Here is a 23768-nt window from a genome sequence, read left to right as displayed (position 1 = left end):
GAGCGCGGCCGAGGTTGACCATGCTGGTTGACGCAAGCCTGCCGCGAGGGGCGGCCATCACCCGAACGGGTAAGCCTCGATGTGGAAGCTGAGTCGGCAACAGTAGGCAAAAGTGGAAGATCATTCCGCAGAAACTGGAGAAAATAGAGATCAAGTTGGCAACTTGAGCCTCACTTTCCAGGCAACTTGCGGCAACTGAGCCGCAATTGCGGATTACCTTCCACCTCGCTTCCACTCTAGACATGGTGACAGCGGTGCCGAATCTGGATACCTTCTCCACGGGTGCCTATTTAGTCGCTGACACTGGCCTCGTCAGCGCAAAGTCCGTTCAGACCTCGCGAGGGAAGGTCCGTTTCCTCAGTTGTGGAGCAGGGGAATGTTTCGTCATTGCGCAACGTCGTGCAGATCAGCGTCCAAGGGAACCGCTTGTTACCTCTGCGGCGCCACAGCGGCACTTGAGGCGCTGGTCAGCGCGCTTCCTCGGGGCGCCGAGCGCTTGGTGGCGATGACTGCGGCGGCGGCAAAGGTCGTTCACGTGACCTTGAGCTGGATTCGGTCTAGCTGATCTTGTGGGGGTTGCGGAGTCGAAGATTCCGCAACCCCCCGATCTCTTCAGTTATTCGCACAGCTCTGCGGCCTGTAGGCAGACTGGTGGTAGGCCATAACTGTGACAGTCACGTTTGGTCGCCGTCAATGTCGTGGCGCTGTCTGTCGACATATGGCTGGCGGTGGCGAGCGCGACGCTGTATGGCGAGCCAGTCAAGGACATCACCGGCGCGGTAACGCGGTCCCGCCGAAGTGGGGAATCGGTCGATCGTGCCTCTGCTGGCGGCTTTGCGGATGCGCTCCGGAGTGACGCCCAACGCCTCGGCGAGTTCGACCGCCGAGAGCATTGCGTCCGGGGCGAGGGTGCTCGGCGTGTGGTTCACCCACGCCTCGCCGAAGTTCACTGCGTGGGTGTCGAGCTGGGCGCAGCGCTGCGGGTCGGCCTCGGCCAGCGCAGCGCGGTAGCCGAGCGCGAGGCGGCGGGCGCGGTCCAACGCGGTGTCAGCGGGCCACGGCCACGCGCGGCTCACCGCAACACCCCCGGCGCCGAGCCGGTCAGCGCCACGGTGAACGCGTCGAGGTCGTCGGCGGTGAGGCGGTGGTGGCAGGCGCGGCAGTCCGCGTGATCAGTCCCGTTGGGCCGCCGCAGCGCAAGGCGTTCGCAGCGCGGACAGGGCATCGGCAGGCGGGTGTCCTGCTCGGCCCGTCCGGCCAGCGCCGTGACGGCGGTGTGCAGCGCCATCAGGGTCAGCGCGCCGGTGAGTCCGTCGCACTCGACCACGGACCACTCGGCGCCCTCGGCGTTCCACTCGGTGACCGGCCACGGCGGCACAGTCAGCAGCACGTCCAGGCGCTCGGTGAGCAGCGCGGCGGCGCGCTCGATCATCACGGCGGGCCGCAGCCCGTCCACCGCCCAGGACAGGCAGCGGACGTCCGCGACGATCTCGGCCCACCGGTCAGCCTCGAAGGCGATTTTCCGTTGCGTGGCTTCGACTTCCAGGCGCACAGGCACGGGCAGCTCGCGTGATCCGGCGACCCGCTCAGCGCCCCCGCCGCCGCTGACCCCGAGGACGGTGGACAACTCGGCGTAGTCCAACGGGAGGGCGGAGATAGCGCGGCGCACATGCTCGGTGCACACCGAGCACAAGCCGTTCAAAGTGGCGATGCGGGCGCCGAGGCGAACCCACCGAGGGCCGTCGGCGCGCACCAAGTGCGGGGCGAGCAGCGCGAGTTCGACGCGTTCGGCGTCGGTGCAACGGTGGCCTCGGTGGCAGCGGTAGGCGGTGTCCCAGTCGAGCACGGTCACGTTGTCCCCCGGTTGTGGATCATGGTGTGGATAGGCGGTGTGGTCATCGGGTCCGGTTCTCCCAGCCCATTTCTGCGCGGATGCGGCCCATACCCCGGCGTCCGGCGGCGGCGGCCTGCGCCCGGTCGGTGAAGCCCGAGGGCAGGTTGGCTCGGCGCTCGGCTTCGGCGAGCTGACGGCGGCGGTGGAAGGCCCAGATGTCGGCCGGGCTGATCGGGTCCTTGGTGCGCTGGTAGTGCTTGCCGACGGCGTGCAGGGCCACGGCCAGCGGCACCTCGGCGAGCACTTCGGCCCACCCGGTCGCCACGGCCGCAGACGGGCGCTGGGCCATGCGGTCCACCGAGGCCACCGCCGCGAGCAGCGCGGCGGCTTCCTCGCCGGTCACCCTCGGCCCCCGGCGCTGATCGCGGGGCCGAGCTGCGGCAGCGCACCCCAACCGGGCGCGTGGGCGCCGCCGAGCTGACCGGCGAGCTCCAACCAGCCCGCCACCTTCGCGTCGGCCCCAGCCGGCATCGTCTGACCTGCTGTTTTGTTGCTGCGCATGGCTTCGGCGACCAGTTCGCCGAGCATCGCCGCGCCAAGGGTCTTGCTTGACCATCGGCGCAGTCCGGCGGCCACGTGCGCCTCGACGATGCCCTCACCCAGCAACCGCTCGGCGTGCCCAATCAGCTTGGCGCGGACGGCTTGGGGCTGGGGCGGGGTGTGTTCGGCCACCAGGTGCTCAGCGAGACGTCGGTGCGCGGTGCTCGCGCGCTCGCGCGACACACCAACTTGAGTTGGTACCAACTCAGGCTTAACAGCTATAACCCTTCCCCCTACCCCCTGAGACTGAGCCGAAGGGTTCCCGGAACCCTTCGGCGAACCCTCGGTTTCCGGGGCGTCCAGAGGGGTCTCGGCGGGTGCAGGAGCGGGCTCGGCGGGCGGCGCCGAGCGGGTGGTGCGCCGCTTCGGCTCGGCGGGCGGGGTGGCCTTGGTGGTGCGGCGAGCGGGGCGTGCCGCGAGGGCTTCGGGGGCGTGCTGGGCACCGGCCACCAACGCCTCGGCGACCAACGCCGGGGTGGGGCCGCAGACCTCGGCGGGCAGGCGCCGCAGCTCGGCGGCAAGAGCCTGCCGCAGTAGCGCCGAGGTGATGCTGAACGCCTGCCGGAGCCCGGCGGCCAGGATGTTGGGTTGCTTCCAGATCCCGTCGCGGCGGATCAGGGCGCGCACCAGGACTTCCTCGGTGTCGTGGTCGGTGACGACGTAGCGGGCGGCGTCCAGCTCGGCCAGCGCGGCGGCGATGCTCTCCGGGGTGCTGCTCGGCGACATCCGTGCCCAGCGGCGCACCCGCAACGGCAGCAACCCGGAGTAGGACAGCTCTTCCTGCGAGAGCAACAGGAAGTACAGCCGCTGCGCCCCCTCTCCGAGGGTGCGGAAGTCCGATCCTTCGGCCCAGATGCCGCACTCGATACGGGCGTGGTCACGCGCCACAGTGAAGAACTCCCTTGCTGTGTAACGGAAAGGTGTGCCCGCGGAAACGCGCAGAGACGTTCCGCGGTGACATCGAAGACGGGGTGAAACCGCTGCTCGTCAGGCTGTGTCGGCCAGTTCGGGCGCGAGGCGGTAGACCGGCTGCGGCTTGCCGACGTTGCGCGCGGCGGCATCGGAACACCGCACCCACCGGCCGGTCGGCAACAAGACCTTGGCGTCCACCAGGCGCTTGACCGTCGCTCCCACCATCTGCGGCGCCACCCACGTAGGCAGGTGCGCTCGCCAGGTGTTCGCGGTGACCAGGTGGTGTGGTTGGCGTAGGGCGGCGGCCAGGATTGCCGACACCACGGCCTCGGTGTCGCGGGCGTGCATCGGGTCCAGCACCAGCAGTGCGCACACCTCGGAGACGACATCGCCCCGGTCGACCGGCGCCCGCACGGCCCGACGGGCGGCGGGCACGGTGACGCGCTTCAGCTCGATCTCATCGGGCAGCACGCCGTCCTCGGGCTCGCCGATCACCGGCTCACCCACCGAAACGTGCGGACCCGCTGGGTTTCCAAGCACTCGGTGACCACCTGCGGGTGCAACGCCTTGACGAGTCGCTGAGACAGGGACGTGCGCAGGGTCGCCGTCCAGCGCACCACGGGTTCGCCGTCGAGCGTGCCCACTTCGGCCTCGCCCATCCGCGCCTTCACCGAGGTTTCCAAGGTGGTGAGCACGGCGGCCAGGCGCTCACGCTGGGCGCGTACCTGCCCGATCAACTCGATCACGGCGCGGTGCTCGTCCAACTCCACCTCGGTCGGGCCGGATGGTGTTGTGCGCGTGGGTGTTTCAGGCATGGCGGAGCCGCCTCCTGACGGCCGAGGACGTCGGTAGGCACACGCGCCCGCAGGCGCGGTGTGGCGGAAAGAGGAGAGGGCGCGTCAGCGCGTGGCGCGGCGGCGTGCGGCGGCGGCGTTGCGACCGGCTTTGAGCGCGCGGGCGCGATAGTCGGTGATCTCCGAGGCGGGCACGCGGGGCCGTCCGCCGATCATGACCACGGCCAGCTCACCGGAGGCGCGCAGGCGAGTGATGGTGCGGGTGGACACTCCCAGCTCGCGCGCCGCCTCCTGAAAGCTCAGCTCGGATGTGGCAGCGGCGCGGCCTGCGCTGGTCATGACGAACGTCCCCCGGTCAGCGACAAGGCGCCCCCCGGCGCCTCGGATGAACTACGTGTGCGTGGTCGGGGCACGGCAACCGAGGGCCAGTCCAGGCATTCCGGATGCTGCGCGCGGGTGCGGGCGTTGATGGCGGTTGTTGTTTCCTGCGAACCGTCCGTGCCGTGCCCCGACCTGTGACTACCGTGCCGATCTCCAGACACCTTTGTCAACCGATGCCACGGTGCTTGGCGTCACGTGTCATGATCTGGCGTGCTGTGTCGCTCGGAGACGCGCGCGGCTTCGTGAGAGCAAGATCAATCGGGTGCTCGAACACGCATCCGAGCGCGGCGAAGCCGTTAAGGTCGACTCGTTCGGCGTGCTGCGGCACGCATGACACAGAGGTCTCACGAGGACCTTGAAGGGGGAAGCGTGTCCAGGGGGGATGAGGGGCGCGAGAGCGCGGAACCGTTGCTACGACAAGTGATCCGCCGATATGTCGCCGGTCGCTCGGTCGCCCAGTTGGAGCGCGAAGCGGGATTGCAGGCGGGGGCGATTGCCTACTACCTCAAGCCGTCGACGCGAGACAAGTACAGGCGAACCAGTCCGGACCTTCTGTTGAAGATCGCCGAGGCGATCGGGGCTCCGTTGGCCGAGTTGTCGGAAGCGGCGCTGGCCGATGCCGGTTTCGCGGCGGGCGAGTCGGCCAAGGCGGATGTGGTTCTGACCGACGCCGAGGCGGCGCTGGTGGCTGACTTCAGGGCGCTCTCGCCCGAAGGTCAGCGGCTCGCGCGGGACGTCCTCGCGGACTTCCGCGACCTCCCCGCAGTGCCGCAACGGATCGTGCGCGAGATGGTCGCCGGAGCGCGGCGAGCCGGGGACTCGGGCGCGTAGTCACCCAGAAGATGCAACTTGCAATAACTGGTGGGTAACGCCGCCACCCTCCTGCAACGATGACCAAAGTAACCGGTCGGTCGGTATGCGAACGAGCATGGCCCGGTTACCGAGGCAGGAGCGCTTGTCCCGTGCCGTAGTGCCGCTGGGGGGCGGAGCAGCGGGGCAAGTGGGGTGCGTCCGATGTGGACGCAGACGGAGGGGATGAATGGACGGCTTGCGTGTTCGCGTCGATGACACGTTGACCACTGCCACACTCGCGATGGACCAGGCCGAGGACGGCCTTCTGGTCTTGCTGGTCTCGCCGCGACTGCGGTTCGCCGACCCGGTCCAGGTGAGCGAGTTCGCTCGGCAGTGCGTCTTCGTTGCCGAACACAACAGCGCCAAACTCGCCGAGGGCGAGCGCTCCCTGATACATCGGCTGTCGCGGACCCTGCTCACCGCGTGCTCGACTCGGCGCCTTCCCGCCGCGCCTTCCCCTCGTGCGGCCCCCTGACCGCAGGTGCCGGACCCGACGCCCCCCGACGGGTCCGGCACCTGCCCACTACGCGGCCACCGGCAGCGGCGACTCCCCACCCTCGAACGCAAAGCGCATCCACGCGGCCTGATCGGTCTGCGCGGCGCGTTCGATGTAGCGCTGAGTCGTGGCGAGGTTCTTGTGCCGCAAGATCATCTGAATGATCGTGGCCGGAACACCCCGCCGCGCCAGACGCGTGGCACACGAGTGCCGCAGGTCGTGGAAGGTGGGCTGCGGGTCGTCCAGTCCGGCGGCCTTGCGTGCCTTGTAGAACTGGTACTTCAACTGCGCGTGCCCCACCGGCCCGCCCGTCTTCGGGTCCCGGAAGACCGTTTCCATGCGTCCGGCGGGGAAGTCGACCAGGTGCCCGCGCAGGGCTGCTACCACGCGCGGCGTCAACGGGATCGTCTCGGCCACCTTGCCCTTCGGGTAGTTGCGGAGATTCCCGTTCTCTTCCAACACATCCGCCACCTCAACCATGGCGCCGTCCAGGTCCAGCCGCAGCACCCGCAGTCCCAAGACCTCGCCCAAGCGCAGCCCGCAGTCAAAGGCCAACAGCACAGCGGGCCACAGCCAATGCGGCATGAACGCCAACAGCAGACACACTTCCTGCTCGGACAGAATCCGGTCCGGCTTGCGCCCCGACGGCGGCGCCGAGATCGAGGCAGAGGGGTCCTCGGTCTTGTACTTCCGATGGACCGCTTTCATGATCTGGCGAAAGACCACCAGCCGCGCGGCGATCGTGCCCGAGGACAACCCGGCTTCCCGCCACGCACCCATCATGACGAGCACGTGGTTTTCCTCGATCCGATCCACTCGCTTGTCGCCGAGGTGGACGTTGAGCGCCCGGACATGGCTGCCGTAGGTGCGGCGCGTTGCCGCGCTGTTGGTCGGGTGGGTCTTCACCCACTCCGTGGCGAACGCCTCGAACAGCGGGACGCCGCGCTGCAACGTCCGCAGCTCCACACCCGCATCGGTGTACAGGCTATGGACGTCCAGACGCCTCTCGATCTGCCAGGCGTTGGCCTCATCCCAGGACGGCCACGACTTGCCCGGCTTCTTACCCGTGACCGGGTCCAGATAACGGCCCCGGAAGTTGCCCGACGGAAGATCCTCGACCCAACCAGTACCGGGGATGGTGCTCTTGACGCTCACTCGCGGGGGGTCCCTTCACGCACCCGCGCGTTAGCGATTACCCGTGCCCCCAGGCTACCGACCAGCACCGACACTCCAGGGCTTCCCGCCGAGGTCGCGGGGCAAGTGCTCGCCCCACGCCCCTCGGCGCAAACCCCCGACGGCCCCGGTGCGGGCCGCTAGCCTGCGGGTACGTCCCCTCGGTGGATCTGCCTCCGTGGGGCCTCCCGTTATGAGTACGAAACGGGGTTCTTGGGGCTAGCGGCGGCGCATCGCGCGCTGGACGTTGCGCATCTTGGCGCCCTGGGGCAGCGGGCCCTTGGGCATCGCGGCTCCGCGCGCGGCCAGTGCCGAGAGCCGGGTCTCGATCACCTCGACCTGCGCCTTGGTGATGTTGCGGGGCAGCTTGGTCATGTGCCGCTGCAGGTCCTTGAGCCGGACCTGCTCGTCCTCGTTGCCGACGATCAGGTCGTAGATCGGGGTCTGGCCGATCACCCTGGCGATGCGCTTCTTCTCCTGGCCCAGGAGCGGCTTCACGCGGTGCGGAGCGCCCTCACCGACGAGCACGACACCGCAGCGGCCGACGACCCGGTGCACGGCGTCGAGCTGCGTGGTGCCCGCGACGGCCTTGGTGACCCGCCAGTTGCCGCGCATGTTGTCCAGCGCCCACGCCGCCGCACCCGGCTGGCCGTCGGCCTTGGTGAAGACGTTGCGCTGCACCCTGCGGCCGAAGATCACCACCGCCGCGAGCACGCCGAAGGCGATGCCCGGGGCGAGGAACACCCAGTGCATGTCCCAGATCAGGCCGAGGGCGAAGATGCCGCCCGCCACCACCAGGAACGCGCCGAGCATCCACGGGATCAGGCCGCGGTCCTCGCGGCGCTGCATCTTGAACGCCTCGAAGATCTGCTTGCGGCGCTGACGGGATGCTTCGCGGCGTGCGCGCTTCGCTTCCTTGGCGGCAGCCTTGTCCTGCTTGGGGGCCATGCCTCCAGGATACGGCCGTGAGCGCGGGCCGTTGCGCCGGGCCGACGAGTTCCTGGCGCGGTGCCTCGGAAGTCTGGAGTATCGGAGCTGTCCGATGCGCCAAGTGAGCGATCGTTAGGGGTCCGCGATGGCACGACGCAAAGGCAACAGCGGGTGGAGCGGGGCTGCGTCCTCGAACAACGGCAGCGGTGGCGGCTGCAACTCCGGGACTGACGGGGGAGGCGGCAGCGACGGCGGCGGTGGTGGTGGCGACGGAGGGGGCGGCGGTGGCGGCGGCAACTTCACGTTGCTGCCCAGGCCGTCCGCGCTGCTGATGGCGGCATCGCGCCTGGTGGGAGACGGTGCCGCGTCGAGGCGGTTCGCGCTCGGCGCGTTGCGCGGCTACCAGGCGCTGCTCTCGCGCTTCACGGTCGCCTGCCCGCAGCCGGTTTCGTGCAGCGCGTTCGCGGTCGACGCCGTGCACCGGCACGGCGGGCGCAGCGGACTACGCCTTGCCGCCGCGCGGGTCACCGCCTGCGGATAACGCTAGGTGGGCCGGGGTGCGCTGGTCTTCAAGCACGGCGCATCCCGGCCACCGATGTCAGCTGTCGCAGGAGGGTTTGGTGTCGTTTGAGACGGTTTTGGGCGGGGTTCGCGGTACTTGAAGACGGTGGAACCCCGCTGGGACGTTACTGGCGGGCGAGGACGGCGCTGGCCTCCTGCGCGGCGGTGCCCTGCTCGCTGAGGTGGCGCAGGTTCTCCGGGACCTCTTCGCCGCGGTGGCGCACCGCCTGCGTGAAGAGGCGACCCGCGCGGTAGGACGAGCGCACCAGCGGCCCGGCCATCACACCCGCGAAGCCGATCTCCTCGGCCTTCTTCGAGTGGTCGACGAACTCCTGCGGCTTGACCCAGCGGGACACCGGGTGGTGCCGGGGGCTCGGCCGCAGGTACTGGGTGATGGTGATGATGTCGCAGCCCGCCTCGTGCAGGTCGTGCAGCGCGGCCGTGACCTCCTCCGGCTCCTCGCCCATGCCCAGGATCAGGTTGGACTTGGTGACCAGCCCGGCCTCGCGGGCGCGGGTGATCACGTCGAGCGAGCGCTCGTAGCGGAAGGCCGGGCGGATGCGCTTGAAGATGCGCGGCACCGTCTCCAGGTTGTGCGCCAGCACCTCCGGGCGCGAGCCGAAGACCTCGGCCAGCTGCTCGGGGTCGGCGTTGAAGTCCGGGATCAGCAGCTCGACGCCGGTCCCCGGGTTCAGCTCGTGGATCTGCCGCACGGTCTCCGCGTAGAGCCAGGCGCCGCCGTCCTCCAGGTCGTCGCGGGCCACCCCGGTCACCGTCGAGTAGCGCAGGCCCATCGCCTGGACGGACTCGGCGACCCGGCGGGGCTCGTCGCGGTCCAGCGCGGCGGGCTTGCCCGTGTCGATCTGGCAGAAGTCGCAGCGGCGGGTGCACTGCTCACCGCCGATGAGGAAGGTGGCCTCGCGGTCTTCCCAGCACTCGTAGATGTTGGGGCAGCCGGCCTCCTCGCACACCGTGTGCAGGCCCTCGCGTTTGACCAGGCTCTTGAGCTCGGAGTACTCCGGGCCCATCTTCGCCTTCGTCTTGATCCACGAGGGCTTTCTCTCGATGGGAGTCTCGCTGTTGCGAACTTCCAGCCGCAGCAGCTTGCGGCCCTCAGGAACCACGGTCACGCGCCCAGCCTACGCCCGTTCGTCCGGAAATCAGGAGGGGTCGGGTGTGACTCCGGTCAGCTCGGCGGTCACCACCCACAGCCTGCGGGCCAGCACCTGGTCCCGGGCGCGCGCGGAGGCGCGGGCGCGGGCGGGGGAGCCGAAGAGTTCGAGCAGGCTGCTGGGGCCGAAGTACTCGCTGCCGCGCACGTCGGGCATGGTCGCCGCGTACAGCTGGGGCAGCGCCCCGGTCGCGGTGTCCTGCGAGATCACCCGGTTGGCCAGCTCGGCGCCGCGCTCGATGAGCCTGCTGCCGCGCGAGCGGGCCATGTTGGCGGACAGCTCGCTCTTGGTGAAGCCGGGGTGCGCCGCGACGCTGAGCACGTCCGAGCCGGACTTGGCCAGCCTGCGGTTCAGCTCGAACGCGAACAGCAGGTTCGCCAGCTTGGACTGGCCGTACCCGGTGACCGGGTCGTAGCGGCGCAGCTCGAAGTTGGGGTCGTCCACGCGCAGTCCGCCGCGGCGGTGGGCGAGGGAGGACACCGTGACCACGCGGTCGCGGATCGCGGGCATCAGCAGCCAGGTCAGCGCGGCGTGCCCGAAGTGGTTGGTGCCGATCTGGGACTCGAAGCCGTCGGTGGTGCGGCGCAGCGGCGGGCCCATCACACCCGCGTTGTTCATCAGCACGTGCAGCTGGTCACCGGTGCGCTCGCGGATCTCCTCGCTGGCCTTGCGCACGGAGGACAGGTCGGCGAGGTCCAGCGCGACCAGTTCCGGCCGCTCACCCGTGGCGACGCGGCCGACCTGGTCGAGCGCGCTCGCGCCGCGCTCGGGGGAGCGGCAGGCGAGCAGCACCCGCGCGCCCCGCGCCGCGAGCGCGGTCGCGCTGGCCAGGCCCAGACCGGAGTTGGCTCCGGTGATCAGGATGGTCCGGCCGGACTGGTCGGGGATGTCGGCTGCGGTCCACTTCGACATGTCCCATGCCTACCTGTGAGTAGTCGGTCTCGCCAGTGCGGTTTGTCAGGCACTCAGCGCGAGCTTGCGGAGCAGCCCGCTGAGCGGGGAGTGCCGGGCTACGGGCTTCGGTGCGTTGCGCACGAGGCCGAGGAACGCCGCGCCGATCCGGTCGATGTCTTCGGAGGAGTCCCCGGCTTCGGCCAGTCCGGCGGCGAGCGCGAGCATGCGGCGCTCGCGGGCGAGCGAGGCGTCCGGGACGGGGTTGGCGTCGAGCACCCGGCGCAGCGCGGGCTCGGTCTCGGCGGTGCGGTGCCAGGCGGAGGAGACGGCTTCGACGCGGTCGCCGCCGGTGCGCTCGGCCTCCAGCAACGCGAGGTCCACGCGCGAGGTCAGCAGCAGCATCCACCGGTAGTGCAGCGCGGCGGGCACGTCTTCAATCTCCGCGACAGCGGGCAACAGGGCATCGGAACGGGCGCAGGCGGCAGTGACCGCAGCGTCCAACGCGTCACGGCGGCGGTAGAAGTCTTCCCAGCTCATGGCCTGCCTCCCCGTCATACCTGTGGTTTGCGCCATACCGGCGGTATGGCCGACACGGTCACCATACCATCGGTACGTACTCTCGGTATGTCGTAGTGTTGTGAGCATGGCGACAGCGCGGCCGCGGCGGGTGGACTACTCGGAATCCACCAGGAAAGCCCTGGTGAACGGGGCTGTCGTGCTGTTCACCGAGCGCGGTTACGCGGGCACCTCGCTGGATGAGGTGTGCAAGCGGGCGCGGGTCACCAAGGGCGCGCTCTACCACCACTTCAGCGGGAAGCAGGGCCTGTTCGAGGCCGCTTTCGACGCGGTGGAGCAGGACATGCTCGCCCGGCTCTCGGAGATCGTCTCGCAGCCCGGTGACGTGTGGCAGACCTCGTTGGAGGGCCTGCGCGCCTACCTCCAGGTCTGCCTCGAACCCGCCTACCAGCGGATCGTGCTGCACGAGGGCCCGGTGGTGATGGGCTACGAGCAGTGGAAGCGGGCGGAGGAGCGGTTCAGCTACGGGCTGGTCCGCACGGCGGTCAGCGGGCTGATGGACTCCGGGCTGATCGGCGAGCTGCCGGAGGAGCCGATGGCGCGGCTGCTCTTCGGCGCGCTGGCCGGGGGAGCGACCATGATCGCCGCGGCCGAGGACCAGAAGAAGGCCAGCGAGGAGATCGGCCGCTGCATCGAGAGCGTGGTGACCGGGCTGCGCGCGCTGAAGGAAACCGGGTGGACCGACTGCCCGGTTGCCACTGGGCAGTGAGTGGTGTGCGCCACTAGGTTCGGTGCCCGTGGACTTCCGGATCTTCACCGAGCCCCAGCAAGGGGCCACCTACGACGACCTGTTGCGCGTGGCTCGCTGTGCCGAGGACGCGGGGTACGGCGCGTTCTTCCGCTCCGACCACTACCTGAAGATGGGCGGGGGCACCGGGCTGCCCGGACCGACCGACGCGTGGATCACGCTGGCCGGGCTGGCGCGGGAGACCTCGCGCATCCGCCTCGGCACCCTGATGACGGCGGGCACCTTCCGCCACCCCGGACCGCTGGCGATCTCCGTGGCGCAGGTCGACCACATGTCCGGCGGACGGGTCGAGTTCGGCCTCGGCTCCGGCTGGTTCGCCGAGGAGCACACCGCCTACGGCATCCCGTTCCCCGATGTGCGGGAGCGGTTCGACCGCTACGCCGAACAGCTCGCGGTGATCACCGGCCTGTGGCAGACCTCGGAGGGTGAGACCTTCTCCTACCAGGGGCAGCACTACCAGCTCACCGACTCGCCCGCGCTGCCCAAGCCCGCGCAGCGCCCACATCCGCCGGTGCTGATCGGCGGGCTCGGGGCGAAGCGCACGCCGAAGCTGGCCGCGCGCTACGCCGACGAGTTCAACGTGCCCTTCGCCGACATCGACACCGCGGTCACGCAGTTCGAACGCGTCGCGGCGGCCTGCGCGGAGAAGGGCCGCGACCCGCGCTCGGTGGTGCGCTCCGTCGTCATGGTCGGCTGCGTCGCCAAGGACGAGGCCAGGCTCGCCGAGCGCGCCGCCGCGATCGGCCGCGAGGCCGAGGAGCTGCGGCGCAACGGCCTCGCGGGCTCGCCCGCCGAGGTGGTGGACAAGCTGGGGCAGTGGAAGGACAAGACCGGGATCACCCGCGTCTACTTCCAGATGATGGACCTCGGCGACCTCGACCAGATCGAGCTGATCGCCAGCGAGGTGCTTCCGCAGGTTTCCTAGCTAGGTCAACAGGTTCTGGGTCATGAAGCCCAGCAGGCCGACCAGCGTCGCGGCGGGGATGAGCAAGCTCCGCCGCGACGCGATCAGCCAGACCTCGAACAGGACGACCGCGCCGACCACGAGCACCGAGGTGACCGGGTTCGCCGATTCCCTTGCCAGGAACGGCAACAGCAGCGCGGCGAGCGCGCACAGCACGTAGCCGAGCTTGGCGAGCAGCCGGGTGCGCGGGGTCTCCACCAGCCAGCTGCCCAGGGTGACGCGCGGGTCGGCGTTGCCATCGGCGTAGACCGGGTACGCGGGCTGGAGGTAGGGAACGTTGCCCGCCAGCGTCTCCGCGCCCCACTGCACGCGCCGACCGGCCATCAGCATCGTGCCGTCCCAGCTCGACTTGCTGTTGCGCCCGCCCGCCGCGGCTTCCGGAGCCGCGGGCAGGTCCAGGCCGTCCGGCAGCGGGAACTCGGCGTCGTGGCTGAAGACGATCCGCTCGCCGGGCAGGTCGCCGAAGTTGCTCTCCACGGCTTCCCTGCTCTTCGCGGGCCAGCGCTGGTGCGCGGTGAGCCACGCGAAGCTCGGGTCGACCGGCAGCCACCCGGTCCCGGAGACGTGGAACTCCGCCCACGCGTGCGCCTGGAGCCGCCCGGTGGCCCAGGTGCCGAAGACCGTCCGGGCCGGGATGCCCATCGCCCGGCACCACGCGACGAAGAGGAACGCGTAGGCGCCGCAGTCCCCGCTCCGGTCCCGCAACATCGCCTCAGCACCGAGATCGCCGGTCGGCCAGGCGTAGCGGTAGCGGTCGCTGACCAGCTCGTCGAAGAACGCCCGCGCGATCTCCTTCGGCTCGGTCCGGTCCCCGACGAGCCGCAGCGCCTCCGCGCGGATGGTCTCCGACAGCGGGACGAGCGCGGTTGAGGCGGTGTACCTGGCGCGCTCGTCCTCGGACAGCTCGGGCGTCGCGCGCGCGGGATCAGGTTGGTGCACAAGGACTTCCGCTCGCAGAGCGGCACGCCTGCCGGGCGGGACGGACACCAGCCACGCGTCGTCGGTGCTGCCGTGGGGCGCGGGGTCCACGGAGCAGGACGTGACCGACTGCCTCGGTGTGTCGGGCAACCGCGCCAGCACCAGCGTCATCGGCGATTCGCTGTGGTTGTGGATGGACCAGGTCAGGCGGCGCATATCCGGGCTCTCCATGAGGTCAGTGCAGCTGGCCCGCGATGTCCGACGCGGCGGCCAGCATGATCAGGACGGGGACCGTGGCCTGTGGGCGCAAACGGTAGCTGCCGCGCCCGTCCTGCTCCACGATGCGGGCGCCGGTGAGCGCTTTGAGGTGGTGGTAGAGCTGCCCAGTCGAACCGAGCCCGGCCGCGGCCTGCAATGCCGACGCGGGCTGCGGACCGTCGGTGGCGAGCAGCCGGATCACCGCGATGCGCACCGGATTGCCCAGCGCCGCAAGGACTTCGGTCCGCGGCGCGTCGGGGAGGCCGAGCAGCGGTTCGGGCCGGGAGAGGATCTTCCAGGACAGCTCGTGGTGCAGCGTCACGGTGCCCTCGTACGCCAGCAGCCCGCCGCCGTCCTCCCGCAGGGGCTCCCCGGTCGCCGCGCGGCCCTCCAGCGCGGCGACCCGGAGCTCCAGCTCGGTGACCCTGGCGGCGAGGTCGCCCGGCTTGCTCTCGGTCATCCTCCGAGCATGCCTGGCCGCGTCCCGAGCGCGTCGGCCACCCTCCGTTGCCACGCCGGATCGACGGCCGCGTTGATCACGAGGTCGACCAGCGACCGCTGCTCGGTGAACTCCGCGAGGCTGAGCCCGCGGAAGAGCATCGCGCCCGAGCTGACCGTGCCGTCCGTGCGACGCGCGCCGAAGGCCAGGGTCAGGATGCCGCCGGACAGCGATCCGCCCTTGAAACCGAAGGATTCGAAGCCCGGCCTCGGATTCGGGCCGAACGAGCGCTCCAGGTGGGTCCTGGCGATCGGCGCGGCCGCGGTGGGGCGGTAGTTCCCGGTGGCCAGCGCGCGGTGCAGCTTGGCGAGGTCGTGCGCGGAGGCGGCCCAGGTCGCGTTCGCCCACGGCGCCATACCCTCGTACCCGGGCAGCTTCGGGTAGAGCGTGGCGATGACCCACTCGCGGTACTTCGGGTCGCTCGCGTAGCGCTTGGCGTACTTGATGCCGGTGGCCTTGCGGACCTCGACCGGCTTGGGGTCCTCGCCGTGCAAGGCGATGAGCATCTCGCCGGTGATCATCCGGATGTCCGCGTGCGCCCAGCCCACCACGGCGGCGGCGCGACGCAGCTCCGGCTCGCCGAGCAGCACGGCGAGGTAGTCCGTCGCGGCGTTGTCGCTGAAGGTGATCATCGCGAGCGCCAGGTCGTCGAGCGCCACCTCGCGCCGCGGGTCGGCCGCGTACAGGCCGCTCGGGTCCAGCGGGATGTTCAGGCGCTTGAGCGCGGCCGGATGCGCCCCGCCGTCCATGTTCGGCAGGTAGTAGGACTCCCAGTCGGCGATGCGCACGCGGCGCTGCGAGTCGAGGCGCTTCTCCGCGACGGCGGTGGCGTAGGCGGCCAGGTGCACGATCTTCATCGCCGACGCCAGCGGCTGCGCGACCCCCTGGCGGTGCGCCACCACGCCGCCCTTGCCGTTGTCGAGGTGGACGCCGACCTTGTCCTTGTTGCCGCGCAACCACTCCACCCAGGCATCCGGCGTCTTGGGTGGCTCCGCCTGCGCGATTCCGGGCAGGACGAGCGTCGCGGGCACGGCCAGGGCCGCCGCGCCGAGCAGGTGCCTTCTGCTGAGCATTCCGAACTCCCCCTCTAGTCTTCCGTAATTCCGGAATAGTAGAGAGGGTGGTCGGTGGCCGTCTAGTTTTGCAGCGCGAAGGTGATGCCGGGAGCGGTGGGCGCGGCGCGGGCGATGTTGATCTCGCTGACCTGGATCTCGCCTTCGAGGGCGGCCAGCACGGCGCGCTCGGCCAGCGGCAGCGCCTCGGCGACGGTGACCCGGCGGCCGACCTCCTCCGACAGCGAGGTCACGCCGACGTCGGTCAGCCCGCAGGGCACGATCCGGTCGAACGCCTTGGTGTCCGGCTCGCAGTTGAGCGAGAAGCCGTGCATGGTGACGCCGCGCTGCACCCGGATGCCGATCGCGGCGATCTTGCGCTCCTGCCGGGTGGCGTCCCCGGCCAGCCAGACGCCGCTGCGGCCCTCGACGCGGCCGACCTCCAGCCCGTAGGACTGGCACACCACGATCAGCGCCTGCTCCAGCCGCCGCACGTAGTTGACCACGTCCACCGGCTCGGCCAGCCCGATCAGCGGGTAGCCCACCAGCTGCCCCGGTCCGTGCCAGGTGATCTTGCCGCCGCGGTCGACCTCGACGACGGGGGTGCCGTCGTCCGGGCAGTCCTCCGGCTGCGTGCGCTTGCCCGCCGTGTAGACGGAGTGGTGCTCCAGCAACAGCAGCTGGTCCGGGCCGGTGTCGTCGGCGCGCGCGGCGGCGAGTTCGCGTTGCAGCTCCCACGCCTCGACGTAGTCGATCAGCCCGAGGTGGCGGACCTGGACCGGAGTGCTCGCGACGCGGCAGGAGATGTCAGGACGACTCACGGTTCGACAGTACTCCCTTGCCAGGAGGCCAAACCGCCGCCGAGACGAGCAACCCGACGCCCAGGGCGCCGACGAAACCACCGACCACGTCGGTCAGGTAGTGCACGCCGAGCATCACGCGGCAGGACGCGGCCAGGAGCACCACGAACGCGAGTGCTCCGGGCAGCCAGCGCGCGAGTTCGCGACCGCTCCACACGATCAGCACGACAACGGTGACCGTGACCGCGGTGACGGCTGTGACATGCCCGCTGGGGAAGCTCTCGCCGGGAAACACGCGTGGTCGCGTCCGCACGAAAACACCCTTGAGCTGCACCACGGCCCATGACAGCCCGAGCACGAGCGCGGCGCGGACCATCACCCCGGCGCGGGCGCTGTCACCGACGCCCGTGTAGTAGCCGAAGCCGAAGACCAGGGCCACCATCAGCGACAACGCGAGCGCGGGCCCGAAGACGTCGGTGAGCGGCTTGATGATCTGGCCGAGCAGCTGGTCGTGCTCGCCGCGGAACGCCTCGACGAACCAGATGTCGATCGTGGGCGGGTTGTTGTTGACCAGGGTGCCCAGGACGAGGCAGGCCGCGAAGAGCGTGCCGCCGACCGTCGCGAGCAGTGGCCGGGACGGCGCCGTCAACGGTCCTCCGCGGCGTCGAGCGCGGCCTCAAGCGTCGGGTGCTGGAACTCGTAGCCCGTGCGCTCCAAGACCGCGGGCACGGCGCGCTGGCCGATCAGGGCGCCCTCGTCGGCGAAACCGCCCAGCGCCAGGCGCAGCGCGAACCCGGGCACCATCCACGGCGCGGGCCGCCCGAGCACCTTGCCGAACGCGGCGGTGAACTCCGCGTTGGTCGCCGGGAGCGGGCCCGTGAGGTTGACCGGCCCGCTGACCGCCTCGTTCTCCAGCACGAACCGGATCGCGCCGACCTCGTCGTCCAGGGAGATCCACGGCATGTACTGCTGGCCGGAGCCGAGCCGCCCGCCGAGCATCAGCGAGAACAGCGGCCGCAGCTGGCCCAGCAGGCCGCCCGCGGGGGAGAGCACCAACCCGGTGCGCACCATCGCCACCCGCGACCCGCCCACCATCGCCCGCTCCGCGGTGTGCTCCCACTGCTCGCAGAGGTCGGCGAGGAAACCCTCACCGGCGGTGGCGGTCTCGTCCACCACCCGAGAGCCGGTGTCGCCGTAGAAGCCCACGGCCGAACCGTTGACCAGCGTCGGCACCTTGCGCTCCGCGACGGCCTCGGCCAGCAGGCGGGTCGGCACGATGCGGCTGGTGATGAGGGCCCGCTTGCGCTCCTCGGTCCACCGCCGCTCCCCGATGCCCGCGCCGCAGAGGTTCACCACTGCGTCGGCACCGTCCAGCGCGCCCTCGTCCAGCCTGCCCGCGTAGGGGTCCCACCCCCGTTCGTCCGGGGCGGCCGGCCTGCGGCGAACCAGGCGCAGCACCTCGTGCCCGGCCTGCCGCAGCACCGGGATCAGGGCCGAGCCGATCAGACCGGACGAGCCTGCGATCACAACGCGCATACCCCGATGTTCCCCAAACACCCGCCTCCGTGCACACCCCACCACCACAAGATCGAATGTGGGCCCAGGTGTTTGCTGCGGTTTGCGACCTCTGGGGGTGGGGTTCGCGGTACTTGAAGACGGGCGGACCCTCGCTGGAACGGGAGCGGCCCCCGGGACCGATGAGGTCGCCGGGGGCCGCTCCCGTGCCGGAGTGCGGGGCTAGACGCCGAGGTCGGCCTCGAAGGAACCGTCTTCCAGGCGCTGCTTGATCGTGGTGAGGAAGCGCGCGGCGTCCGCACCGTCGACCAGGCGGTGGTCGTAGGACAGGGCCAGGTAGACCATCGAGCGGATGGCGATGGTGTCGCCGCCCGACTCGTCGGTCACCACGACCGCGCGCTTGACGACCGCGCCGGTGCCCAGGATGCCCACCTGCGGCGGCATGAAGATCGGCGTGTCGAACAGCGCGCCGCGGCTGCCGGTGTTGGTGAGGGTGAAGGTGCCACCGCTGAGCTCGTCCGGGCCGATCTTGTTGGTCCGGGTGCGCTCGGCAACGTCGGCGATCTTGCGGGCCAGGCCCGCGATGTTCAGATCACCGGCGTTGTGGATCACCGGGACCATCAGGCCCTTCTCGGTGTCCACGGCGATGACGAGGTTCTCCTCCGCGTGGTAGGTGACCTCCTTCGCCTCTTCGTTGATCTCGGCGTTGAGCACCGGGTGCTGCTTGAGCGCCTCGACCGCCGCCTTGGCGAAGAACGGCAGGAAGGACAGCTTGACGCCTTCGCGGGCCTCGAACTGGGCCTTCGCCCGCTGGCGCAGCCGCGCGATCTTGGTGACGTCCACCTCGACCACGGTGGTCAGCTGCGCGGTGGCCTGCAACGACTCCCGCATCCGGCGCGCGATGACCTGGCGCGGGCGGGACAGCTTCTCCGTCTTGCCGCGCAGCGCCTGCGCCTGCGCCGACGGCTGAGCGGCGGCGGGAGCGGCCTTCGGGGCAGCGGCGGGCGCGGGGGCCGGAGCCGCCTTCGCCGCCTTGGCCTCCTCGACCGCGGCCAGCACGTCCTGCTTGCGGATGCGGCCGCCGACCCCGGTGCCCTTCAGGGTGTTGAGGTCGATGCGGTGCTCCGCGGCCAGCTTGCGCACCAGCGGCGTGACGTACGGCGAGCCGCTCGCGTCACCGTTGGTGCTGGGCTCCTCGGCCTTGGGGGCCGGTGCCGCCGGAGCCGGAGCCGACGGGGCGGGCTCGGGCTCCTCGGCCTTGGGCTCCTCTGCCTTGGGAGCCGGTGCCGGAGCGGGCTCGGGGGCCTCGGGCTTGGCGGCGGGCTTCGAGTCGGAGCTGCCGATCACCGCGAGCTTCGCGCCCACGTCGACGGTCTCGTCCTCGCCGACGACGATCTCCAGCAGGGTCCCCGCGGCGGGCGAGGGGATCTCGGTGTCGACCTTGTCGGTGGAGACCTCCAGCAGCGGCTCGTCGGCCGCGACCGAGTCGCCGACCTGCTTGAGCCACCGGGTGACGGTGCCCTCGGTGACGCTCTCGCCCAGCGCGGGCATGGTCACGTCGGTGCCCTCGGCCGAGCCGCCACCGGAGGACTGCGCGGGAGCGGACTCCTGCTGCGCCTGCGCCTGCGGCTCGGGCTCCGGCTCGGGCTGGGACTCGGGCTCCGGGGCGGACGCGGCCTGCGGGGCCGGGGCGGGCTCGGCGGAACCGCCGCCGTCGCCGTCCCCGATCACCGCGAGCTCGGCACCCACGTCCACGGTCTCGTCCTCGGCGACGACGATGCGCTGAATCACGCCCGCCGCGGGCGAGGGGATCTCGGTGTCGACCTTGTCGGTGGACACTTCGAGCAACGGCTCGTCCACCTCAACCCGGTCGCCCTCCTGCTTCAACCACCGGGTGACGGTGCCTTCGGTGACACTTTCCCCCAGGGCCGGCATCTGGACTGAGAAGGCCATCTCTCGCTGACTCCTCGCGCTTTCGTGGCTCGTGTGGCTGACTTCGCTTCGTGCCGACGTCAGCCGTGCACGTGCAGCGGCTTGCCGGCCAGGGCGAGGAACGCCTCGCCCAGGGCTTCGTTCTGGGTCGGGTGGGCGTGGATGAGCGGGGCGACGTCCTCGGGGAACGCCTCCCAGCTGTAGATCAGCTGCGCCTCACCGATGAGCTCGCCCACGCGCTCGCCGACGAGGGTGATGCCGACAACGGGACCCTCGGGGGCCTTGACCAGCTTGACGCCGCCCGCGGTCTTGAGGATCTGGCTCTTGCCGTTGCCCGCCAGGTTGTAGAGGTAGGTCTCGACCGAGCCGTACTTCTCCTTGGCGGCGGCCTCGCTCAGGCCGACCGAGGCGACCTCGGGCTTGCAGTAGGTCACCCGCGGGATGCCCGCCTCGTCGATGACCCGCGGGTCCTGGCCCGCGATGTCCTCGGCGATGAAGATGCCCTGCTGGAAGCCGCGGTGCGCCAGCTGCAGGCCGGGCACCAGGTCGCCGACGGCGTAGACGCCGGGCAGGTTGGTGCGCAGGCGCTCGTCGGTGAGGACGAAGCCGCGCTCCATCCGCAGACCGGCCTCCTCGTAGCCGTGACCCGCGCTGTTGGGGCCGCGGCCGACGGCCACGAGCAGCAGGTCGGCTTCGAGGGACTCGCCGGACTCCAGGCTCACCTGGACACCGGTGTCGGTCTGGGTGGCGCCGCTGAACCGGACGCCGGTCTTGAAGGCGATGCCGCGCTTGCGGAAGGCCCGCTCCAGCTGCTTGGAGGCCCACTCGTCCTCGGACGGGACCAGCCGGGGCAGCGCCTCGATGATGGTGACCTCGGCGCCGAAGGAACGCCACACGCTGGCGAACTCCACGCCGATCACGCCACCGCCGAGCACGACCACCTTCTGCGGCACGTAGTCGAGGTTGAGCGCCTGGTCGCTGGTGATGATCCGGCCGCCGATCTCCAGGCCGGGCAGGCTCTTCGCGTAGGAGCCGGTCGCGAGCACCACGTTCTTGCCGGTGTAGCGCTGCCCGTTGACCTCGACTGTGTTCGGGCCGACGAAGGTGCCCGCGCCCTCGACCAGGGTGACCTTGTTGGCCTTGGCCAGGCCCTGCAGGCCCTTGTACAGGCCGCCGACGATGCCGTCCTTGTACGAGTTGACCCCGGCCATGTCGATGCCCGCGAGCGAGCTCTTCACACCGAACTGGTCACCCTCGCGCGCGTTGTCGGCCACCTCGGCCACGTGCAGCAGGGCCTTCGTCGGGATGCAGCCGCGGTGCAGGCAGGTTCCCCCGAGCTTGTCCTTCTCCACCAGTACGACGGACAGGCCGAGCTCGGCCGCGCGGAACGCGCAGGCATAGCCGCCCGAGCCGCCGCCGAGGATCACGAGGTCGGCGGAGGTGTCGGTCACAGCATCTCCTCTGAGGAGGCAACGGTTTCAATCACTGGTCTTCAAGGCCCTTGTGCCCGCGTGCGCGACTCGGCGCGCGAGCAAGCGCCATCTTGTCACCTGTTCGGCTCTGTTGGCGACGCGGCCCGTCAGCGAGTCCTCCGGATGACAACCGATGGATCGCAACGGCGGCCCCACACGCCTGCTGGCAAGATCTGACGACCAGGTGAAGGAGGTGTCGCGATGGGTCTTTTCGACCGGTTCCGGAAGCGGCAGAAGCCGGGGACGCTGCGGGGATCGTCCAACGACGACACCGACCACCTCGTGGCGTGGGCGAAGCAGCGGCGCGGCGTCGAGGCCTACGTCGAGCCGAAGACCACGGTGACGGAGACCACTGTGGTGCTCATCGCCTACGACGGCGAGTGGACCCGCAGGCGCGTCGACGGCCCGGAAGGCGCCCGCAAGCTCGGCAAGAAGCTGGGCATTCCCGTCTACGACGTGGCACTGGTCGGCTACCCCAAGCGGATGCGCGACTACACCGAACGGCAGCGCGTCCTGCGCAAGCGAGCCCAACGCGACGACCTCAACTGACCCCGCGCTCCACCACCGCCCTCGCCAATGTCGCGTTTGGTCCGTTGAACGTGCTGAATGAGTCATTGAGGTACTTGAGCGCCCTCAATGACTCATTCAGCACGTAAACGTGGGGGTGGGGAGGGGTGGTGGGGGCGTGTGGAGGTCCGTCGTCCTGGGGAAACGGGCCTCGCCAATGTCGCGTTTGGTGCGTTGGGGGCCCTGAATGACTCGTTCAGGGCCCCCAACTCCCCGAATGACTCGTTCAGGGCAAAACGTGGGGTGGGTCAGCCGTTTTCGGCGATGTCGGCTAGGACGGCGGCGAGGGTGCGGACGGGGGTTCCGGTGCCGCCCTTGGTGGTGTAGCCCCAGGGGCCGCCCGAGTTGAAGGCCGGGCCCGCGACGTCGACGTGCGCCCACTGGACGCCCTCGGCGACGAACTCGCGCAGGAAGATGCCCGCGGAGAGCATGCCGCCCCACCGGTGGCCGGTGATGTTGGCCAGGTCGGCGACGTTGGAGTTCAGGTCGGCCCGCAGCTCCTCCGGCAGCGGCATCGCCCAGGCGTGCTCGCCGACGCCCCGGCCGAGCGCGGCGACGCGGTCGCGGAACTCGTCGGTGCCCATGACACCGGCGGTGCGCTTGCCGAGCGCGACGACCTGGGCGCCGGTCAGGGTGGCGGTGTCGACCAGGTAGTCCGGGCCGTCCTGGCACGCGCGGACCATGGCGTCGGCCAGGATGAGGCGGCCCTCGGCATCGGTGTTCTGCACCTCGCAGGTCTTGCCGCCGAGGAAGGTGAGCACGTCACCGGGGCGGTAGGACTCGCCGCCGGGCATGTTCTCCGCCATCGGCACGGTCGCGATGACCTCCAGCGGGTACTTCAGCTTCGCCGCGAGCACCACGGTCGCGACCACGGCGGCCGCACCGGCCATGTCGCTGGTCATGTGGTGCATCTCGGCGGCGGGCTTGATGGAGATGCCGCCGGTGTCGAAGGTGATGCCCTTGCCGACGAGTGCGACCTTCTTGCGCGCCTTCGGGCCCTTGTAGCTCAGCCGGACCAGGCGCGGCTTGCGAGAGGAACCGCCGCCGACGCCGAGGATGCCGCCGTAGCCGCCCTTGCGCAGCGCCTTCTCGTCGAGGACCTCGACGGTCAGGCCCGCGGCCTCGCCGAGCTTCTTCGCGCGCTCGGCGAAGGACGCCGGGAACAGGTCGTTCGGCGGGGTGTTGACGAAGTCGCGCGCGGTGATCACGGCCTCGGCGATCGCGGTGGCGGCCTTCAGCTTCGCCTTGGCGCCCTTGTCCTTCGCGCCCGCGGCGCAGGTGAACTCGACCTTCGCGGCCTTGTCGTCGGACTTGTCGCTCTTGTACTCGGTGAAGGTGTAGCCGCCGAGCACGTGGCCTTCCACGGCCGCGGCCAGGTCCAGCTCGCCGAGGGTGTTCAGCACGCGCGCGGTGCCGTTGAGCGTGCGCGCCGCGGCGCCGGTGGCCCTGCGGACCTGCTCGGCGGTGACGGTGCCCTCGTCGTTCGGGGCGCCGACACCGACAGCGACGACGAGCGCGGCGGACAGCTTGCCCGCGGTGGGCAGCTTCACGACCTCCTCGGCCTTGCCGGAGGCGCCCAGGGTCTCCAGCAGTTCGACGAGCTTGCCGTCGAACGCGGCGTCCACCGCGGCCGCGCCGTCGGCGAGCGCCAGGCCGTCCGCCCCCTGCACGGTGCCGATGACGACGGTGTCGGTCGCGGCGGTGGTGGGGTCACTGTCGGTGAGCGCTAGCTTGGGGACGGTCACGCTTGCTCCTCGTCGTGGCCCGGCGCCGGTGCCGGGCCTGATCGCTGGTTCGAGTGTGGGAAAGACGTGGAGGTACAGGGCCACGGCCTTCGCTACCGGATGGTAATCGCGAAGCGCGCCCTG

Annotated in this window: 27 protein-coding genes; 6 read left to right on the top strand and 21 right to left on the bottom strand. The window is 70.5% G+C overall.

Annotated features, from left to right (window positions below; all coding sequences use genetic code 11):
- Window positions 1-674: 674 nt before the first annotated feature.
- The 7 genes from NLX83_RS21470 to NLX83_RS21440 all read right to left on the bottom strand — a co-directional run bounded on the left by NLX83_RS21470 (window position 675) and on the right by NLX83_RS21440 (window position 4479).
- Window positions 675-1076: a hypothetical protein gene (locus tag NLX83_RS21470; RefSeq protein ID WP_254236869.1), complete on the bottom strand. Its 402-nt coding sequence runs from the start codon at window positions 1074-1076 to the stop codon at window positions 675-677.
- On the bottom strand, window positions 1073-1852 hold the full coding sequence (locus tag NLX83_RS21465; RefSeq protein ID WP_254236868.1) for a hypothetical protein: 780 nt from the start codon (window positions 1850-1852) through the stop codon (window positions 1073-1075). The genes NLX83_RS21470 and NLX83_RS21465 overlap by 4 nt, the downstream gene beginning before the upstream one ends.
- A gap of 43 nt (window positions 1853-1895) precedes the next feature.
- A complete protein-coding gene (locus NLX83_RS21460) occupies window positions 1896-2237 on the bottom strand; it encodes a hypothetical protein (protein ID WP_254236867.1) in 342 nt (113 codons plus the stop codon).
- Window positions 2234-3322, bottom strand: a complete 1089-nt coding sequence (locus NLX83_RS21455; RefSeq protein WP_254236866.1) for a hypothetical protein — start codon at window positions 3320-3322, stop codon at window positions 2234-2236. The genes NLX83_RS21460 and NLX83_RS21455 overlap by 4 nt, the downstream gene beginning before the upstream one ends.
- A 99-nt stretch (window positions 3323-3421) precedes the next feature.
- A complete protein-coding gene (locus tag NLX83_RS21450) occupies window positions 3422-3841 on the bottom strand; it encodes a hypothetical protein (protein WP_254236865.1) in 420 nt (139 codons plus the stop codon).
- Window positions 3838-4161 (bottom strand): hypothetical protein, encoded by a 324-nt coding sequence (locus tag NLX83_RS21445; protein ID WP_254236864.1) that lies wholly within the window; start codon window positions 4159-4161, stop codon window positions 3838-3840. Before NLX83_RS21445 ends, NLX83_RS21450 begins: the two co-directional genes overlap by 4 nt.
- Before the next feature lie 84 nt (window positions 4162-4245).
- Complete coding sequence (locus tag NLX83_RS21440; protein ID WP_254236863.1) at window positions 4246-4479, bottom strand: helix-turn-helix domain-containing protein; 234 nt, start codon at window positions 4477-4479, stop codon at window positions 4246-4248.
- Window positions 4480-4890: 411 nt separating this feature from the next.
- Here NLX83_RS21440 and NLX83_RS21435 point away from each other — a divergent pair, with 411 nt between their 5' ends.
- On the top strand, window positions 4891-5352 hold the full coding sequence (locus NLX83_RS21435) for a hypothetical protein (RefSeq protein ID WP_254236862.1): 462 nt from the start codon (window positions 4891-4893) through the stop codon (window positions 5350-5352).
- Window positions 5353-5560: 208 nt separating this feature from the next.
- The gene (locus tag NLX83_RS21430) at window positions 5561-5848 is read left to right on the top strand and encodes a hypothetical protein (RefSeq protein WP_254236861.1); all 288 of its coding nucleotides are present in this window, start codon (window positions 5561-5563) and stop codon (window positions 5846-5848) included.
- A 48-nt stretch (window positions 5849-5896) separates the two neighbouring features.
- Here NLX83_RS21430 and NLX83_RS41925 read toward each other — a convergent pair whose 3' ends face one another.
- A complete protein-coding gene (locus NLX83_RS41925; protein ID WP_254236860.1) occupies window positions 5897-7024 on the bottom strand; it encodes a tyrosine-type recombinase/integrase in 1128 nt (375 codons plus the stop codon).
- Window positions 7025-7261: 237 nt separating this feature from the next.
- Window positions 7262-7990 (bottom strand): DUF4191 domain-containing protein, encoded by a 729-nt coding sequence (locus NLX83_RS21420; protein WP_254236859.1) that lies wholly within the window; start codon window positions 7988-7990, stop codon window positions 7262-7264.
- Between the two features lie 127 nt (window positions 7991-8117).
- Here NLX83_RS21420 and yidD point away from each other — a divergent pair, with 127 nt between their 5' ends.
- Window positions 8118-8513, top strand: a complete 396-nt coding sequence (gene yidD, locus NLX83_RS21415; RefSeq protein ID WP_254236858.1) for a membrane protein insertion efficiency factor YidD — start codon at window positions 8118-8120, stop codon at window positions 8511-8513.
- A 145-nt stretch (window positions 8514-8658) separates the two neighbouring features.
- On the opposite strand, the gene lipA is transcribed toward yidD, so the two are convergent.
- The 3 genes from lipA to NLX83_RS21400 are packed head-to-tail and all read right to left on the bottom strand — an operon-like array spanning window position 8659 to window position 11136.
- Window positions 8659-9663, bottom strand: a complete 1005-nt coding sequence (lipA, locus tag NLX83_RS21410) for a lipoyl synthase (protein WP_254236857.1) — start codon at window positions 9661-9663, stop codon at window positions 8659-8661.
- A 30-nt stretch (window positions 9664-9693) separates the two neighbouring features.
- Window positions 9694-10617 (bottom strand): oxidoreductase, encoded by a 924-nt coding sequence (locus tag NLX83_RS21405; RefSeq protein ID WP_254236856.1) that lies wholly within the window; start codon window positions 10615-10617, stop codon window positions 9694-9696.
- 45 nt (window positions 10618-10662) lie between these two features.
- Window positions 10663-11136, bottom strand: coding sequence for a hypothetical protein (locus tag NLX83_RS21400; RefSeq protein ID WP_254236855.1), 474 nt, complete (start codon window positions 11134-11136; stop codon window positions 10663-10665).
- Between the two features lie 106 nt (window positions 11137-11242).
- Between NLX83_RS21400 and NLX83_RS21395 the strand changes: the two genes are divergently transcribed.
- Window positions 11243-11884, top strand: a complete 642-nt coding sequence (locus NLX83_RS21395; protein ID WP_254236854.1) for a TetR/AcrR family transcriptional regulator — start codon at window positions 11243-11245, stop codon at window positions 11882-11884.
- A 28-nt stretch (window positions 11885-11912) separates the two neighbouring features.
- Entirely contained in the window at window positions 11913-12848 is a 936-nt protein-coding gene (locus NLX83_RS21390) for an LLM class F420-dependent oxidoreductase (RefSeq protein WP_254236853.1), read from the top strand.
- Here the strand turns inward: NLX83_RS21390 and NLX83_RS21385 are convergent, their stop codons facing one another.
- The 8 genes from NLX83_RS21385 to lpdA all read right to left on the bottom strand — a co-directional run bounded on the left by NLX83_RS21385 (window position 12849) and on the right by lpdA (window position 21312).
- Complete coding sequence (locus NLX83_RS21385) at window positions 12849-14036, bottom strand: transglutaminase-like domain-containing protein (RefSeq protein WP_254236852.1); 1188 nt, start codon at window positions 14034-14036, stop codon at window positions 12849-12851.
- A 4-nt stretch (window positions 14037-14040) separates the two neighbouring features.
- Window positions 14041-14523, bottom strand: a complete 483-nt coding sequence (locus tag NLX83_RS21380) for an ArsR/SmtB family transcription factor (protein WP_254236851.1) — start codon at window positions 14521-14523, stop codon at window positions 14041-14043.
- Window positions 14520-15635, bottom strand: a complete 1116-nt coding sequence (locus tag NLX83_RS21375; RefSeq protein ID WP_254236850.1) for a serine hydrolase — start codon at window positions 15633-15635, stop codon at window positions 14520-14522. Before NLX83_RS21375 ends, NLX83_RS21380 begins: the two co-directional genes overlap by 4 nt.
- Before the next feature lie 62 nt (window positions 15636-15697).
- Window positions 15698-16435: a lipoyl(octanoyl) transferase LipB gene (gene lipB / locus NLX83_RS21370; RefSeq protein WP_254236849.1), complete on the bottom strand. Its 738-nt coding sequence runs from the start codon at window positions 16433-16435 to the stop codon at window positions 15698-15700.
- Complete coding sequence (locus NLX83_RS21365; protein WP_254236848.1) at window positions 16422-17063, bottom strand: phosphatase PAP2 family protein; 642 nt, start codon at window positions 17061-17063, stop codon at window positions 16422-16424. The genes lipB and NLX83_RS21365 overlap by 14 nt, the downstream gene beginning before the upstream one ends.
- Window positions 17060-17950: a TIGR01777 family oxidoreductase gene (locus tag NLX83_RS21360; protein WP_254236847.1), complete on the bottom strand. Its 891-nt coding sequence runs from the start codon at window positions 17948-17950 to the stop codon at window positions 17060-17062. The genes NLX83_RS21365 and NLX83_RS21360 overlap by 4 nt, the downstream gene beginning before the upstream one ends.
- A 201-nt stretch (window positions 17951-18151) precedes the next feature.
- A complete protein-coding gene (gene sucB, locus NLX83_RS21355) occupies window positions 18152-19882 on the bottom strand; it encodes a 2-oxoglutarate dehydrogenase, E2 component, dihydrolipoamide succinyltransferase (protein ID WP_254236846.1) in 1731 nt (576 codons plus the stop codon).
- A gap of 59 nt (window positions 19883-19941) precedes the next feature.
- Entirely contained in the window at window positions 19942-21312 is a 1371-nt protein-coding gene (lpdA, locus tag NLX83_RS21350; protein WP_254236845.1) for a dihydrolipoyl dehydrogenase, read from the bottom strand.
- Window positions 21313-21534: 222 nt separating this feature from the next.
- Between lpdA and NLX83_RS21345 the strand changes: the two genes are divergently transcribed.
- The gene (locus tag NLX83_RS21345; RefSeq protein WP_254236844.1) at window positions 21535-21882 is read left to right on the top strand and encodes an oxidoreductase; all 348 of its coding nucleotides are present in this window, start codon (window positions 21535-21537) and stop codon (window positions 21880-21882) included.
- 266 nt (window positions 21883-22148) lie between these two features.
- On the opposite strand, the gene NLX83_RS21340 is transcribed toward NLX83_RS21345, so the two are convergent.
- The gene (locus NLX83_RS21340; RefSeq protein WP_254236843.1) at window positions 22149-23645 is read right to left on the bottom strand and encodes a leucyl aminopeptidase; all 1497 of its coding nucleotides are present in this window, start codon (window positions 23643-23645) and stop codon (window positions 22149-22151) included.
- Window positions 23646-23768: the final 123 nt, after the last annotated feature.

Source organism: Allokutzneria sp. A3M-2-11 16, assembly GCF_024213555.1.
Taxonomy (GTDB): Bacteria; Actinomycetota; Actinomycetes; order Mycobacteriales; family Pseudonocardiaceae; genus Allokutzneria.
Note: the sequence above shows the minus strand (reverse complement) of the source record. Positions and strands in the feature narration are given on the sequence as shown.